Source organism: Serratia sp. CY71090 (assembly GCF_052166845.1).
Taxonomy (GTDB): Bacteria; Pseudomonadota; Gammaproteobacteria; order Enterobacterales; family Enterobacteriaceae; genus Serratia; species Serratia nematodiphila.
The window spans coordinates 26,341-41,785 of record NZ_JBJNOA010000017.1 but is presented as its reverse complement, the minus strand read 5'-3'; the positions used below and the strand labels follow the sequence as shown (position 1 = coordinate 41,785).

Genomic DNA, 15,445 nt, shown 5'->3' with positions numbered 1-15,445 from the left:
GGCCGCGGGTGCGCCAGCGCTGGCGCGAACAGGGCGGCGCCGGCAGCGGCATCTGGTTCGATTTGGGGCCGCATCTGCTCGATCAGGCGCTGCAACTCTTCGGCAAACCCGAGCGGCTGTTCGTCGATCTGGGTGAGCTGCGGCCGGGGGCGCAGGCGGTGGACTATTTTCACGCGCTGCTGAGCTATGGCGATCGCCGCGTGGTGCTGCACGCCAGCATGCTGGCGGCGGCGGAGAGCCCGCGCTACGTCGTGCACGGCACCCGCGGCAGCTATGTCAAATACGGCCTCGATCCGCAGGAGGACCGGCTGAAGGCCGGCGAGCGTTTGCCGCAGGCCGATTGGGGCTATGACATGCGCGACGGCGTGGTGACGCTGTCACGTGACGATCTGCTGGCGGAGCAACCGCTGCTCAACATTCCCGGCAATTATCCGGCTTATTACGCGGCGGTGCGCGACGCGATCACCGGCATAGGCGAAAACCCGGTGCCGGCCGCCGACGCCATCGCGGTGATGGCATTGATTGAACTGGGGCTGGAATCGGCCCGGCTGCAGCAGGCGCTGCCGGTGGTTTGATACCGCCCATTTCTCTGTGCCCGGCGAAGCGTCGGGCCTTTTTACGACTTTACGTGCAAGGAAATTCGTTTCATGTCCTGGTTGCAGCGTTTGCGCATTGATAAATTTTTGCTGGTTCTGATTTTGGTGGTGATCGTCGCCTCGCTGTTCCCCTGCGAAGGCATCTGGAAAACCTTCTTTGAACACCTGACCACCGCCGCCATCGCGCTGCTGTTCTTTATGCACGGCGCCAAGCTGTCGCGCGAGGCGATCGTCGCCGGCATGAGCCACTGGAAGCTGCATCTGCTGGTGTTCCTCAGCACCTTTGCGCTGTTCCCGCTGCTCGGGCTGGCGATGAATCTGCTGGTGCCGGGCATCATGACGCCGACGGTCTATCTCGGCTTCCTCTATCTGTGCGCGCTGCCGGCCACGGTGCAGTCGGCCATCGCCTTTACCTCGGCGGCGGGCGGCAACGTGGCGGCGGCGATCTGCAGCGCCTCGGCGTCCAGCATTCTTGGCGTGTTCCTGTCGCCGCTGCTGGTGGGAGCGTTGATGCATACCCAGGGCGGCAATACCGACGTGCTGCACGCCATTGGCTCAATCATTCTGCAACTGATGGTGCCGTTCGTGATCGGCCATCTGGCGCGGCCGCTGATCGGCAAGTGGATCGACCGCCATCGCAAACTGATTAACCTGACCGACCGTTCGTCGATCCTGCTGGTGGTGTATACCGCGTTCAGTGCGGCGGTGGTGGAAGGGATTTGGCACCGTATCGACGGCTGGTCGCTGCTGACCATCCTGGTGATGTCGCTGGTGCTGCTGACGGTAGTGCTGGTGATCAACACCTACGCGGCGCGCTGGCTGGGCTTCAACACCGCCGATGAAATCACCATTGTGTTCTGCGGCTCGAAAAAGAGCCTGGCGAACGGCATCCCGATGGCCAACGTGCTGTTCCCGGCCGCGGCGGTGGGCGCCATGGTGCTGCCGCTGATGATTTTCCACCAGGTGCAACTGATGGTGTGCGCGGTGCTGGCGCAGCGCTATGCGCGTAAAACCGCCAAACAGCGGGCCGAGGCGGAGGCGCTGGCGGCCAAATAGGCCGCAGGCCGCTAACGGTGGCTCAGCGCGTCGAGCAGAAAGTCGGCGCGCTCATCGGGTGAGGCGCGCGGCAGCTCTTGCAGCCGATAGCCATAACGGCGATAGATGGCCACCATCGCCCGATAGGTTTGCTCGGCTTCGGCGAAAGACTGTTTTCTCTCGCTGTCCTGCGCATAAATCGCTCGCCACGGCGGGGCGATGAACACCGTATCGGCATAGCGAAAGGCGTCGATCGCCGCCGTTAAGGGGGCGGGGATCGATAATCCGCACAGCGTCAGGTAACCGGCGATATCCGGCAGGCCGCGATCGAAGAACCAGCATGTTGCGCCCGTCACTTCGCGCCATGAACGCAGTTCCCAATCGAGCATCCGCTCGGCGAAAGCCTGGCGATCGCCCCACGGCAGCGCATTGCCGCCAATACTCACCTGATCCTGAATAATCGCCCGGCCCGCCTCCTGCGAATGCGGGTAACCGCGGCGATGAAGAACGTCGATGAGCGTGCTTTTGCCCGAACCCGGGCCGCCGGTCAGCACGATACGGCGTAGTTTGTCAGACATACGGATCTCCTCTCTTGCAACAGAGTGATGGGGTGAAAACAGCGATAAAGACGAGCAGGCGGAAGAAAACGGGGGATGAGAAGAAGGCGCCGTTTGGCGCCTGGGGAGATTAGCCCTGAACTTTGGCGCGCAGCGCCTGTTTTTCCTGCTCGCTGAGGAAGGCCAGCTTCAGGCCGTTTTCCTGCGCGGTGCGGATTTCTGCCGGCGTCAGCCCGGCCTGCGGCGCGGCGACGCGGTATTCATGCTCGATCTCGATGCCCTGAACCGCCGGATCGTCGGTGTTGATCGACGCCAGCACGCCATGGCGCAGGAAGGTGGCCAGCGGATGCTGCGCCAGTGACGGCACGGTGCTGGTCTGGATGTTGGAGGTCAGGCAGGATTCGATGCCGATGCCGTGTTCCGCCAGGAAGTCCATCAGCGCCGGATCTTCAACCGCTTTTACCCCGTGGCCGATACGTTCGGCACCCAGCTCGCGGATCGCCTGCCAGATGCTTTCCGGGCCGGCGGCTTCGCCCGCGTGCACGGTGATGCGCAGGCCGGCGTCGCGCGCGCGGTTGAAGTGGTTGAGGAACAGGCTGCCGGGGAAGCCCAGCTCATCGCCCGCCAAATCCAATGCGGTAATGCCGTCGCGGTGCGCCAGCAATCCTTCCAGCTCCTGCAAACAGGCGGCCTCGCCAAAGGTGCGGCTCATGATGCCGATCAGGCGAATGTCGATGTCGCGATCGCGGCAGCCCGAGCGGATCCCGTCGATCACCGCTTCCACCACGCCGGCGACCGGCAGCTGATGCTTCATCGCCATGTAGTAAGGGGAAAAACGCAGCTCGGCGTAGTGCAGGCCGGCGTTGGCGGCGTCCTCGACGTTTTCGTAGGCCACCCGGCGGCAGGCGTCCAGATCGCCCAGCACCGCTACGCCCCAGTCCAGTTTCTGCAGGAAGCTGACCAGATCCGGTTCGGCGTGGGTGATCTGCACGTGCGGGCGCAGGCTCTCCAAATCGTTGGCCGGCAGGGTGAGGTTGAACTGGCGACCGAGGTCGAGAATGGTCTGCGCGCGGATGTTGCCGTCGAGATGGCGGTGAATGTCGGTAAGCGGTAGGCGGGGATCGATCATGCTGGGCACTCGCTAATTTATCGTAGGTAAAGTGCAGAACAGTATAAAAACAAATGAATGAAACTTGCCATCTCGTTGCATAAAAAAGTGATGTGAATCACAAATAATGCGCGATATATCGCATTATCGTCGCGAATCAGGCTTTCAACACGCTGACCCCCGCCTGCTGCAACGGCGCGATCAATGCGTCGTCGGTGGCGCGTTCAACGATGATGGTATGCGCCAGCGTAATGTCACCGATCGCATACTGCGAGGCGGCGTTAAGCTTGGCGGCGGAGGCCAGCACTACGGTTTCCGCCGCGCGGGCCGCCAGCGCGCGCTTGATGTAGGCCTCTTCCAGATCGCCGGTGCTCAGCCCCGCAGTGGGGTGCACGCCGGTCACGCCCATAAAATAGATATCGGCGCGAATATGCGACATCGCTTCCACCGCGGCGGCGCCGACGCTGACGATCGAATGCTTGTACAACCGGCCGCCGATCAGGATCACCTCCACCGTGGGATGATCGGCCAGGCCCACGGCGACGCTGGGGCTGTGGGTGACGATGGTGGCGTTCAGGCTGAGCGGCAGCTGCCTGACCAGCTCGGCGGAGGTGGTGCCGCCGTCGATGATCACCACCTGGCCGGGGGCGATCAGCGCCGCCGCCGCTTTGGCGATCGCGCGTTTGGCGCCGGATTCCAACTGATTGCGTTCGGCGAAGCTGGCGATGGCGGATGAAACCGGCAGGGCGCCGCCGTGCACCCGCTGCAGCAACCCCTCGGCGTCCAGTTCGCGCAGATCGCGCCGGACAGTGTCTTCCGACAGCCCGAACAGCTCGCTGAGCTGCTTGGCCAACACCTGGCCGTCCTGAGCCAGTTTCTCCAGGATGATTTTCTTGCGCTGGCTGGTCAACATGGCCATTTTTCCCTCAAATTTGCATTGCACGAAATATCTTGATCATACACGAAACTGCACGATAGTATCAATTTCCTTCCTCTGGCGGAGTAAACCGATGATAGCCACCAAAGACCGAGTTCGCATTGTCGAAACCCGGGTGTTGTCCGATGACTGGTACCTGCTGAAAAAAACCACCTTTGATTTTCTGCGGCGCGACGGCGTCTGGCAGCGGCAAAGCCGTGAGACTTACGATCGCGGTGACGGCGCGGTGATTTTGCTGTTCAACCGGCAGGCGCAGACGGTGATCCTGACGCGCCAGTTCCGCTTTCCGGTGTTCGTCAACGGTCATGACGGCATGCTGATTGAGGCCGCCGCCGGGCTGCTGGACAACGCGTCGCCGGAGGCGCGCATCAGAGCCGAAGCGGAAGAGGAAACCGGCTATTTCGTGCAGAACGTGGAGAAAGTGTTTGAAGCCTACATGAGCCCAGGTTCGGTCACCGAGAAGCTGCACTTTTTCGTCGGTGAATATCAGGCGGGCGATCGCGTCAACGAGGGCGGCGGGGTGGCGGCGGAGGGCGAGGATCTGGAGGTGATCGAGCTGCCGCTGGCGCAGGCCCTGCAGGCGATTCGTCAGGGCGCGATTGTTGACGCCAAGACCATCATGCTGCTGCAGTTTGTCGCCTTGAACCGGACGTTGGAGGAAGAACGATGAAAGCACAACAAATCCTGATCGCCGGCCCCTATCGCAGCGGCACCGATGGCGATCCGCAGCGTATCGCCGCCAATCTGGCGCGCCTGGAACAGGCGGCGCTGGCGGTCTACCTGCGTGGGCACGTGCCGGTGATCGGCGAGTGGCTGGCGCTGCCTTTGGCGGCGGCGGCAGGCTCCACTCAGGTTGGCGATGCGGTGAGCGAGGCGTTTCTTTACCCGGTGGCCCATCGGCTGATTGCGCAGTGTCAGGCGGTGTATCGCATCGAAGGGGCATCTGCGGGGGCCGATAACGACGTGCGGTTGGCTAACGAATGGGGATTGACGGTCTATCGTCATCTGGAGGAAATTCCGTCTGTTCAGGCGTAACCGAGGGGCGGGCAGAGGCTCGCCCCCTCGCGTTATTGCTCGTCCAGCACCACCCTCAACCCGGCGATCAGCTTGTCCATGCCGGCCTCCAGCTTGCCGCGCGGGCAGCCGACGTTAAGGCGCAGGAACCCGCGGCCTTCCTCGCCGTAGGTAAAGCCCGGCATGATCGCCACCTTTTCGCGCTCAATCAGCGCCTGCTGCAGCGCCCGATCGTCTACGGCCAGCGGCCGCAGATCGATCCAGGCCAGGTAGGTGGCCTGCGGCGGGCGCCAGCCCAGCGCGGGAAACGCCTGCTCCAGCCGTTCGGCGACGTAGCTCAGATTATCCTGCAGATAGTCGCGCAGGGCGTCCAGCCAGGGTTCGCCGTGGCGATAGGCAGCCACGTGCGCCGCCACCGCCAGCACAGCCGGCGAGGAGAGGCCGTCGCGGGCTTTGAGCTGCTGGAAATAGGCTTCGCGGCTGGCGTCATCGCTGATAAAGCCGTAGGCGCCGGTCAGTGCCGGAATGTTGAAACTCTTGGAGCCGGAGGTCAGCAAGGCCCAGGCGCCGGTCGCCACCTGGCTCCACGGCGTATGGCGGTGTTCACCCCATGCCATATCCATGTGGATTTCGTCGCTGATGACGCGCACGTCGTGGCGCTCGCACAGTTCGGCCATCTGCTGCAGCTCGTTGCGGCGCCACACTTTGCCGGTGGGATTATGCGGGCTGCACAGCAGCAGGATCTTGGTTTGCGGCCGCGCCAGCAACGCCTCAAGGTGCGCCATGTCGCAGCGCCAGTCGTCGCCGACCTTGTGCAGCGGGCAGGCCAACAGCTGGCGTTGGTTGGCGAGGATCACCTTGTAGAAGGCGTCGTAGGCCGGGGTATGGGTCACCACATAATCGCCCGGTACGGACCATTGGCGGATCAGCTGCGCTGCCATGTAGATAACGGAGGGGCCGTACACCGCCGTTGCGGTGTCGATGGCGACGTTGAAACGTTGCTGATACCAGTGGCGCAGCGCGCCGAGAAAATCCTCGTGCTGCCAGCGGCTGTAGCCCAGCACGCCGTGCTGCAGGCGTTGCTGCAACGCCTCGAGAATGCACGGCGCGGTGGCGAAATCCATATCGGAGATGGTGAACGGCAGCAGGTCGTCGCTGCCGAAACGATCGGCGATATAGTCCCACTGGGTGCACCAGGTGCCGTGGCGGTCGATCGGGGTGGAGAAATCAAACATGGGTGGCTCCCTGCAGCGCCGCGGCAGGTTGCGCCGTGGCTATCAGTGAGTCTAATTCATCTTTCACCGATTGCACCTGCGGGCCGATCACCACCTGCAGATTATGGTCGTTGAGATGCACTACGCCGATGGCGCGGTTGGCCTTCAGCGCCGCATCGTCCACCCGGCTCATGTCGTTGACCGACAGGCGCAGGCGGGTGATGCAGTTGTCCAGCGTGATAACGTTGCCCGGGCCGCCGAGGGCCGCCAGAATCGCCGGCACGTTGTAGCCGGATTTGCCCACCGCGCCGCTCGATGCGCTTTGGCTGACGGCGCTGTCGCTCTCACGGCCCGGCGTTTTGATGTTAAAGCGCTGGATGGCGAAGCGGAAAATGGCGTAATAGCCGACGAACCAGACGGCGGCCACCACCGGCACCAGATACCACTTGGTGGCGGTGCCGTGCAGAATGCCGAACACCACGAAGTCGATAATGTTGCCGTCGGTGTTGCCGATGGTCACGCCCAGCAGCGCCATCACGGTAAAGCCCAACCCGGTGAGCAGCGCGTGGATCAGATACAGGAACGGCGCGACGAACAGGAACAAAAATTCGATCGGTTCGGTGGTGCCGCCGACCACGCAGGCCACCACGCCAGAAATCAACAGCCCTTTGATTTTGTGACGATTCTCCGGTTTAGCGCAGTGGTACATCGCCAGCGCCGCGCCCGGCAGGCCGCCGAGGAACGCCGGCATTTTACCCTGTGACAAGAAGCGGGTGGCGCTCTCGGCGAAGCCGGTGGTGGTCGGGCAGGAGAGCTGCGCCTGGAAGATGGTCAGGGCGCCGCTGACGCTGTGGCCGCACACCTCCATCGTGCCGCCCGCCTCGGTAAAGCGGATCAGCGCCACCAGAATGTGCTGCAGGCCGAACGGCAGCAGCAAGCGTTCGCCGGTGCCGAACAGCATCGGGCCAAAGGCGCCGGCGCTGTTGATCACCCAGCCCAGCCCGGTGATGCCGGCGGCAAACCACGGCCAGATCAGCGGGATCACCAGGCCGCACAGGCCCAGCACTACGGTGGTGACGATTGGCACGAAGCGCGTGCCGCCGAAAAACGCCAGCGCGTCCGGCAAGCGGATGGTGTGGAAGCGTTCATGCAGGCGATAGACGATGATGCCGACGATCACCGCGCCGAGGATGCCGGTATCGATCGACTGAATGCCGAGGATGTTCTGGATATTGTTGGCTTTCAGCACCAGCGGATCGCTGGTGGGCAGCACGCCGGCGGCGGTCAGGTAGAAGTTGGTGCCCAGATTCAGCACGGCGAAGCCGACGAAACCGGAGAATGCGGCGACGCCTTTGTTTTCGCGCGCCATGCCCAGCGGAATGGCGATGGCGAACATCACCGGCAGGAAGCTGAAGGCGAAGGAGCCAACCTTGCTCATCCAGGTGAAGATCAGCTGGAAGATCGGGTGGCCGATAAACGGCATCAGGGTGATCACGTCGCGGCTGCTCAGCGAGCTGCCGATCCCCAGCATGATGCCGCAGAAAGAGAGCAAGGCGACGGGCAACATGAACGTTTTGCCCAGGCTCTGGAAGAACTCCCAGAGGGTGATTTTGGGTTTGTTGGCTGCTGACATAACCGACTTCTCCTGGCGAAAAGACGAGCAAAAAGGGGACTGTTGATTAGGTAAAAAGAAGATAAAACGTTTTACCTAGCAAAAATGCGCCACCAATCACAAATCTGCCGCCCGGTTTTTGGCGACAATGCGGCAGGCAGTAAAACGTTTTACTGAGCTAACGGATTCGGTATACCCTTGATCATTACGGCGCGGGTTGCCCAGGAACGGGTTCGCAGAGACTATGAGCATCAAAAAAATCACCATCACCGATGTGGCGCAGCAGGCGGGCGTGTCGGTCACCACGGTTTCCCTGGTGTTGAGCGGCAAGGGGCGGATTTCGCCGACCACCGTCGAGAAGGTCAATCAGGCGATAGAGCAGCTGGGCTACGTGCGCAATCGTCAGGCGGCGACGCTGCGCGGCGGTGAATCCGGGGTGATCGGCCTCGTTCTGCGCGACATTTGCGAACCCTTCTATGCCGAAATGACCGCCGGGCTGAGCGAAGCGCTGGAGGCGCACGACAAACTGCTGTTTTTAACCCAGAGCGGGCGCGACGGCCAGGGCTTGCAGCGGGCGTTTGACGCGCTGCTGGCGCAGGGCGTCGACGGTATCGTGCTGGCCGGCGGCATTCGCGCGGCGGCTGGGTTGAAGGAGAAGGCGGCCGAGCAGGGCGTACCGCTGGTGTGCGTGGCGCGCTCCAGCGGTCTCGATGGGGTGGACGTGGTGCGGCCGGACAACATGCAGGCCGCCAAACTGGCCACCGAATTTTTGATCAAACGCGGCCACAGCCAAATCGCCTACCTTGGCGGCCAGAGCGACTCATTGACGCGTGCCGAGCGGTTGGGCGGCTTTTGCGCCACGCTGGTGCAGTACGGCCTGCCGTTTCGCAGCGAATGGATCGTCGAGTGCGATTGCCGGCAGCGTGAGGCGGCGCAAGCGGCGGAACAGCTGCTGCGCCACTACCCGAACATTACCGCTGTCGTCTGCCACAAGGCTTCGGTGGCGCTTGGCGCCTATTTTGGCCTGACGCGCAGCGGCCGCAGCATCGGCTCGGACGGGGTCGACGCCTACTACGGCCGGCAGGTGGCGCTGATCGGCTTCGGCGACGTGCCGGAGGCCGAGCTGACCGAGCCGCCGCTGACCTTCGTCTCCAGCTCGGCGCGGGAAGTGGGGCGCAGCGCCGCCGCGCGCCTGCTGCAGCGCATCGGTGACGCCGACCTGCCGGCGCAGAACGTCATTCTGCCGCCGACGCTGATCCGGCGTGGCTCCGCCTAATCCCGCCGCTGTTCCTCTTCCGCCTCCCGGCGGATCCAGCCGATAAAGGTTTTCATCGCCGGCGTCAGGTCCCGCGACTTCAAATGGGTCAGCCAATAGGCGCCAAGCGCGGCCTCGGCGGCGAACGGCCGCTGCAGCACGCCGGCGGCCAGTTCGCGGCGGAACATGCTGACCGGCGCCAGCGCCACACCGTCGCACTGGATCGCGCCTTCCACCATCAGTCTTGACGAGTCGAACACCGGGCCGTTGATCCGCCACGGCGTCACCTGCGCAGCCGTGAACCAGCGCTCCCATTCATCTTTGCGGTAGGTGCGCATCAGCTGCTCGTGCTGCAGATCCTGCGGCGTGCGCAGGCGCGCGGCGACCGCCGGCGGGCAGAGCACCGTCAGCGGCGCGTCGAACAGCTTGATATTGCAGGTGGCGGGCCAGAGGCCTTCGCCGAAGCGGATGGCGAAATCCATGCCGTCGGCCGACAGATTGACCAGGTTGTTGTGGGTCAGCACCCGTAGATCGATAAACGGGTGCGCCGTGCGGAACGCCGCCAGCCTCGGCATCAGCCAGCCGACGGCGAAGGTGCCGACCACTGCCACCGTCAGCACCTCGTGGAAATGCCCGCCTTCGAACTGTTGCAGCACCGCCTCGATGCGGTCGAAGGCGTCGTTCAACACCGGCAGCAGCGCCTGGCCTTCTTCGGTCAGATCCAGCCCGCGCGGCAGGCGGCGGAACAGCTGAATGCCCAGCTGTTCTTCCAGCATGCGCACCTGCTGGCTGACGGCGGCCTGGGTGACGCGCAGCTCCAGGCCGGCGCGGGTGAAGTTCAGGTGGCGGGCGGAGGATTCGAACGCCCGCAGGGCGTTGAGGGGAAGTCGATTGCGCATTGTCGATAGCCATAAGTTTTTCTTTATGCTGGCTGAAATTATTATCGCTTGTCAACCCGGCGGCAAAATCCGATATTTGGCGCGGCTGCTGAGAGCGTCGCGGCAGCCGTAAAGGAATGACATCATCAACCAGGGAAAGCGCCGTGCATAACGCCAATAAAAACTTTTGGCCGCGGCCGATGCCCTGCAACCTGAGAGCTTCTATCATGACGAAAATGAACCGCCTGGCGGCCGCGTTGATCGCCGCGCTGATCCTGCCGACCGCACAGGCCGCGCAGCAGCAGGATATCGACGCCGTTATTCAGCCGCTGATGAAAAAATATGGCGTGCCGGGCATGGCGATCGCCGTGTCGGTCGACGGCAAACAGCAGATTTACCCGTATGGCGTGGCCTCGAAGCAGACCGGCAAACCGATCACCGAGCAGACGCTGTTCGAAGTGGGCTCACTGAGCAAAACCTTCACTGCGACGCTGGCGGTCTATGCGCAGCAGCAGGGCAAGCTGTCGTTCAACGATCCGGCCAGCCGCTACCTGCCCGAGCTGCGCGGCAGCGCCTTCGACGGCGTCAGCCTGCTGAATCTGGCGACGCATACCTCAGGCCTGCCGCTGTTCGTGCCGGACGACGTCACCGACAACGCGCAATTGATGGCCTACTACCGGGCCTGGCAGCCGAAACATCCGGCGGGCAGCTACCGGGTCTATTCCAATCTCGGTATCGGCATGCTGGGCATGATCGCCGCCAAAAGCCTCGACCAGCCGTTTATCCAGGCGATGGAACAGGGGATGTTGCCGGCGCTGGGCATGAGCCACACCTACGTTCAGGTGCCGGCGGCGCAGATGGCCAACTATGCGCAGGGTTACAACAAGGACGATAAGCCGGTGCGGGTCAATCCCGGCCCGCTGGACGCCGAGTCTTACGGCATCAAGTCCAACGCTCGCGATCTGATTCGCTATCTGGACGCCAACCTGCAGCAGGTGAAGGTCGCACAGCCGTGGCGCGACGCGCTGGCCGGGACGCACGTCGGCTATTATAAGGCGGGCGCGTTCACGCAGGATCTGATGTGGGAGAACTACCCGTATCCGGTGAAACTGTCGCGTTTGATCGAGGGCAACAACGCCGGGATGATCATGAACGGCACGCCGGCTACCGCCATCACGCCGCCGCAGCCGGAATTGCGCGCCGGCTGGTATAACAAAACCGGCTCTACCGGCGGTTTCTCCACCTACGCGGTGTTCATCCCGGCGAAGAATATCGCCGTGGTGATGCTGGCCAACAAATGGTTCCCGAACGACGATCGGGTCGAGGCGACTTATCGCATCATCCAGGCGCTGGAGAAGCGCTGACAATCAGGGGCGCCGGCGGGGCGCCCCTACCACCGATGCTGCCGTTCACGTTGCTCGCGCATGAAATCGATAAAGGCGCGCAGTTTGAGCGGCAGATGTCTGCCGGCGGGGAAGTAGATGAAAAATCCCGATGCTTCGCTGGCGTAACCCGGCAGCACTTCCACCAGTTGCCCCTGTGCCAGCTCCTGCAACACCGTGCCCTGAAAACGCTGTGCGATACCCAGCCCCGCCAACGCCGCATCCTTGATCAGCCTGTCTTCGTTAAAAATCAAACTGCCGCTGACGTCCAGCGCGCGTTCATCGTCGCCCAGGCTGAAATACCAGGGTTCCAGTTTGCCGCTGCCGGGAAAACGGTAGCGCAGGCAATGGTGCGCGAGCAGATCGTCCGGCGTGGCCGGTGCGCCGCAGCGCGCCAGATAGTCAGGCGAAGCGACCAGCACCCGGCGCTGGCCGTTATCGATCGGCACGGCGATCATGTCCTTTTGCAGCATGGCGTGCATGCGAATGCCGGCATCGAAACTGCCCAGCACCAGATCGGAAAAGCGGTCTTCGGTAAACAGCTCCAGCTGCACCTCGGGATAGCGCCGCTGAAACGCCGCCAGATGCGGCATCACCAGCAGCGAAGCGGCCAACTGCGGCAGCGTAATGCGCAGCAGGCCTGCCGGCTGTGCGCCCAGGGCGCGCACATCGTCCGCCGCCACATCGATCTGGCCCATGGCCGGCGATACCTTCTGATAGAACAACCGGCCTTCGTCGCTGAGGCGCACCGAGCGGCTGGTGCGGTGAAATAACCGCACTCCCAGCTGATTCTCCAGCGCCTGAATGTTTTGCGACACCGCCGGCGGCGTGACGCCCAGTTGGCTGGCCGCGCGGGTAAAGTTGCCCAGGCGTGCCACGGCTTCGAAATAGGGCAGCAGTTGCAGGAGTGAACTCATCTATCAATAACCTGTGCTTAATGATTCATTAAATTATGCCTTATTTTAATTTATGAAGAACGTTTTAGACTGATTTTTACTTTCCCTCAGAGAGATTAAAATCATGTCGGCAATACAACAGGCGTTAACAGAAAGGATCGCGGCGATCGATCAACAGGCGATGGCCGAAGGGCGCATCGTGGGCAGCGTGGTGCTGGTGGCGCGGCGGGGTGAAATTTGCTACGCCGGGGCGGCCGGTCATGCCGATCGCGAAGCGCGGCAACCGATGCGGCGGGAAACGCAGTTTCGGCTGTCGTCGGTTTCCAAACCCTATACCACGCTGGCGGCGTTGCGTTTGATTGAGCAAGGCAAGCTGAGCCTGGACGATGCGGTCAGCGACTGGCTGCCGTGGTTTACCCCGGCACTGGCGGACGGCCGGCGCCCGACGATCAAGATCCGTCATTTGCTGAGCCATACCGCCGGGCTGGACTATCGGCTGAACCAACCGCCGGCGGGCGTTTACCATCAGTTGGGGATCCAGGACGGCGTGGAGCTGTCGACGCTGACGCTGGAGCAAAACCTGCGGCTGTTGGCGCAGGCGCCGTTGCTGTCGGCGCCGGGGGAGCGCTTCAATTATTCGCTGGCGATCGATGTGCTTGGCGCGGTGCTGGAGCGGGTGACGGGCATGTCGCTGCCGCAACTGTTTGTCGAATGGGTGGCGCAGCCGCTGGGGCTTGGCAACACCGCATTCCATGCGACGGACGCCGCGAACCTGGCGACGCCGTATTACAACACCCCGCAAGGGCCACTGCGCATGTATGAAGACCTGCGGGTGGCGCTGCCGGAGGAGATGGCGGGGGGCGAGGTGCTGTTTTCACCCGCGCGGGCGCTTAACGCGGAGGCTTATCCTTCCGGCGGCGCGGGCATGGTCGGCGATGCCGACGACGTGCTGAAGCTGGTGGAAGCGATGCGCAGCGGCGGGCAGGGCATGTTGCAGCCGGACACGGTGGCGTTGCTGCGCAGCCCGCACGTGGGCGCGCAGGCGCAAACGCAAGGGCCGGGCTGGGGCTTCGGCTTTGGCGGCGCGCTGCTGGTGGATCCAGACGCCGCGCAGACGCCGCAGCATGCCGGCACGCTGACTTGGGGCGGCGTTTACGGCCACAGCTGGTTCTTTGATCCACAGGCGCAGCTGAGCGTGGTTGTCTTGACCAATACCGCATTTGAGGGCATGTGCGGCCGCTACCCGCAGCAGATCCGCGATGCGGTTTATGCGGCGTAAATAAAAAGGGCCCCGCAGGGGGCCCTTGTTAGGTTTTCAGGCGATTACTGCGCCGGTACCGGAGCGGGTTCCGCTTCCTGAGCCGGTTCAGCGTCTTCCGCCGGGGCGCCCAGCATGGCGAACTGGCCGATGAACTCCTGCAGCGACATCTTGTTGCCGTTCAGGTCAACCTGATTGTCAGCGTAGTGGAACTTGCTCGCGATCACGCCGTCTTTCTGGGTGGTCAGCTTGAACATCTGACCCATGGCCGCCAGGCCCTGCACTTGCTGCTGCGCCAGTTTCTGCGCGTCTTCCGCATTATAGCCCTGCAACAAGGCGGTCTTCGCGGTCACTTCGGTAGCCATCGCTTCCGGAATGGTCAGGTTGATATCCAGCTTTTTAACCGCCTGAGCGATCAGCTGATCCGGCGACTGTGCCGGGGAGGCGGCCTTGCTCGGATCGGTCATCGCCAGATCCAGCGTGAAGACGCTCTCACCCTTGCTGTTTTTCCAGCTCAGCGGGGCGATGCTGAGGCTCGGGTTGCCTTTCAGCAGCATCGGCAGGTTCTTTTGCAGCATCTCGGAGGTCTGCTGTTCGTAGACGTCCGGATCCAGGTTCTCGCCCTGCTGCAGCAGCGCCATGGTTTGGCGGTTGTAGCTGTCGGAGAAGTCTTTCAGCGCCTTGCCGTCGACGTTGTCGATTTTCAGCGTCAGTTTACCGGCACCGAAGTCGTTGCCCTGCACCTTGAGCGCGTCCATGGTGTAGTCGATCTGGCCGCCGATATTGCTGCTGCCTTGCTCGCCAAACTTGCTCACCAGATTGAAACCGTCCAACGCCACGGTATCTTTACCGTCGATCGTCAGTTTGAACTGCTTCAGCGTCATCGTCTGATCGCCGAGCTTCACGCCGAACTTGCTTTCGTTGCTGTTGCCTTTCAGGTTGAAGCCCTGGAAGGTGATCTGCTCGTTTTGGCCGAATTCGTTCGGGCTGGCGAACACGATAGTGTCGCTATTGGCGTCCAGCGCGAATTTTTTCAGATCGCGGGACACATCGGCGTCAATGGTGGCGCCGCTGAATTTCAGCGAAGATTTATCCTTCTGGTAGTCCAGTGGGATAAAGTCGATGGTGGACGCGGTATCGCCGCTGTACGAGATGCGCGAATCGGCGGTAAACAGCGATTTGCCTTTGGTGGTTTCAAACAGGCCTTTCACCGCCGGGGTGTTTTCCAGCTCGGTATGCACTGACGCCATGCTCGGCAGCAGGTTGAATTTTTTCAGCTGCGCGAACGGGAACGGACCGTGATCGATGGTTTCCAGGAACGCCACTTCTTCACCGGCTTTCAGCGCCGCGTTTTCGCTGGTATCCGTGCCGTCGGAACGCAGCACATAACGCACTTTACTGCTGAACAGGCCGCGCTGGTAATTTTCATAGCTCAGCTTGACGCCGGCTTTCGGCAGGTAGGCTTTCAGTTGGCCATTGGCGTTGTCGACGACTTCGCCCATGTGCTGCTCGATCTGTTTCCCGGTGTACCAGGATGCCCCGGTCCATGCTGCGCCAAGAACGACAATGACGCTGACAGCGACTAACGATTTTTTCATAGCTCTGTTTCATCCTTTTTTCTTATCACCCTCCGTTGCATGGGAGGGGCAAATAGGGGCCGATAAAAAACGCCCGCAGGCGTTTAATTGTGGGGGTAGCTCTCG

The 15,445-nt window shown here is 62.4% G+C and carries 15 protein-coding genes; 7 read left to right on the top strand and 8 right to left on the bottom strand.

Annotated features, from left to right (window positions below):
- Both ACJ8OK_RS23520 and ACJ8OK_RS23515 read left to right on the top strand, forming a co-directional pair.
- Positions 1-575 (top strand): oxidoreductase (locus tag ACJ8OK_RS23520; RefSeq protein ID WP_442531135.1); only part of this gene is annotated, 575 nt, incomplete at its 5' end.
- 72 nt (positions 576-647) lie between these two features.
- Positions 648-1,652 carry a bile acid:sodium symporter family protein gene (locus ACJ8OK_RS23515; RefSeq protein ID WP_004938453.1) on the top strand — a complete coding sequence of 335 codons (1,005 nt, stop codon included), beginning with the start codon at positions 648-650 and terminating at the stop codon, positions 1,650-1,652.
- An 11-nt stretch (positions 1,653-1,663) separates the two neighbouring features.
- On the opposite strand, the gene ACJ8OK_RS23510 is transcribed toward ACJ8OK_RS23515, so the two are convergent.
- From ACJ8OK_RS23510 to ACJ8OK_RS23500, 3 genes are all read right to left on the bottom strand, one after another.
- Positions 1,664-2,209 carry an AAA family ATPase gene (locus ACJ8OK_RS23510; RefSeq protein WP_442531134.1) on the bottom strand — a complete coding sequence of 182 codons (546 nt, stop codon included), beginning with the start codon at positions 2,207-2,209 and terminating at the stop codon, positions 1,664-1,666.
- A 109-nt stretch (positions 2,210-2,318) separates the two neighbouring features.
- Positions 2,319-3,317 (bottom strand): adenosine deaminase, encoded by a 999-nt coding sequence (gene add / locus ACJ8OK_RS23505; protein WP_004938457.1) that lies wholly within the window; start codon positions 3,315-3,317, stop codon positions 2,319-2,321.
- A gap of 136 nt (positions 3,318-3,453) precedes the next feature.
- Positions 3,454-4,209, bottom strand: a complete 756-nt coding sequence (locus ACJ8OK_RS23500) for a DeoR/GlpR family DNA-binding transcription regulator (RefSeq protein WP_049241210.1) — start codon at positions 4,207-4,209, stop codon at positions 3,454-3,456.
- 97 nt (positions 4,210-4,306) lie between these two features.
- Between ACJ8OK_RS23500 and ACJ8OK_RS23495 the strand changes: the two genes are divergently transcribed.
- Positions 4,307-4,903: an NUDIX domain-containing protein gene (locus tag ACJ8OK_RS23495; RefSeq protein WP_015377759.1), complete on the top strand. Its 597-nt coding sequence runs from the start codon at positions 4,307-4,309 to the stop codon at positions 4,901-4,903.
- A complete protein-coding gene (locus ACJ8OK_RS23490) occupies positions 4,900-5,268 on the top strand; it encodes a hypothetical protein (RefSeq protein ID WP_015377760.1) in 369 nt (122 codons plus the stop codon). Before ACJ8OK_RS23495 ends, ACJ8OK_RS23490 begins: the two co-directional genes overlap by 4 nt.
- A 32-nt stretch (positions 5,269-5,300) precedes the next feature.
- Here ACJ8OK_RS23490 and ACJ8OK_RS23485 read toward each other — a convergent pair whose 3' ends face one another.
- Positions 5,301-6,482, bottom strand: a complete 1,182-nt coding sequence (locus ACJ8OK_RS23485; protein WP_235363372.1) for a MalY/PatB family protein — start codon at positions 6,480-6,482, stop codon at positions 5,301-5,303.
- Positions 6,475-8,094 (bottom strand): maltose/glucose-specific PTS transporter subunit IIBC, encoded by a 1,620-nt coding sequence (malX, locus tag ACJ8OK_RS23480; protein WP_049188119.1) that lies wholly within the window; start codon positions 8,092-8,094, stop codon positions 6,475-6,477. Before malX ends, ACJ8OK_RS23485 begins: the two co-directional genes overlap by 8 nt.
- Before the next feature lie 223 nt (positions 8,095-8,317).
- Between malX and ACJ8OK_RS23475 the strand changes: the two genes are divergently transcribed.
- Positions 8,318-9,349, top strand: coding sequence for a Mal regulon transcriptional regulator MalI (locus ACJ8OK_RS23475; RefSeq protein ID WP_015377763.1), 1,032 nt, complete (start codon positions 8,318-8,320; stop codon positions 9,347-9,349).
- On the opposite strand, the gene ACJ8OK_RS23470 is transcribed toward ACJ8OK_RS23475, so the two are convergent.
- Entirely contained in the window at positions 9,346-10,227 is an 882-nt protein-coding gene (locus tag ACJ8OK_RS23470) for a LysR family transcriptional regulator (RefSeq protein WP_033633155.1), read from the bottom strand. The genes ACJ8OK_RS23475 and ACJ8OK_RS23470 overlap by 4 nt on opposite strands.
- Positions 10,228-10,433: 206 nt before the next feature.
- On the opposite strand from ACJ8OK_RS23470, the gene blaSRT reads away from it, so the two are divergent.
- Entirely contained in the window at positions 10,434-11,570 is a 1,137-nt protein-coding gene (gene blaSRT, locus ACJ8OK_RS23465; RefSeq protein WP_031300463.1) for an SRT/SST family class C beta-lactamase, read from the top strand.
- 26 nt (positions 11,571-11,596) lie between these two features.
- Here blaSRT and ACJ8OK_RS23460 read toward each other — a convergent pair whose 3' ends face one another.
- A complete protein-coding gene (locus ACJ8OK_RS23460; RefSeq protein ID WP_021505436.1) occupies positions 11,597-12,505 on the bottom strand; it encodes a LysR family transcriptional regulator in 909 nt (302 codons plus the stop codon).
- 103 nt (positions 12,506-12,608) lie between these two features.
- Between ACJ8OK_RS23460 and ACJ8OK_RS23455 the strand changes: the two genes are divergently transcribed.
- Entirely contained in the window at positions 12,609-13,763 is a 1,155-nt protein-coding gene (locus ACJ8OK_RS23455) for a serine hydrolase domain-containing protein (RefSeq protein WP_442531128.1), read from the top strand.
- 44 nt (positions 13,764-13,807) lie between these two features.
- On the opposite strand, the gene ACJ8OK_RS23450 is transcribed toward ACJ8OK_RS23455, so the two are convergent.
- Positions 13,808-15,340, bottom strand: coding sequence for a YdgA family protein (locus tag ACJ8OK_RS23450; protein ID WP_033633153.1), 1,533 nt, complete (start codon positions 15,338-15,340; stop codon positions 13,808-13,810).
- Positions 15,341-15,445 lie beyond the last annotated feature (105 nt).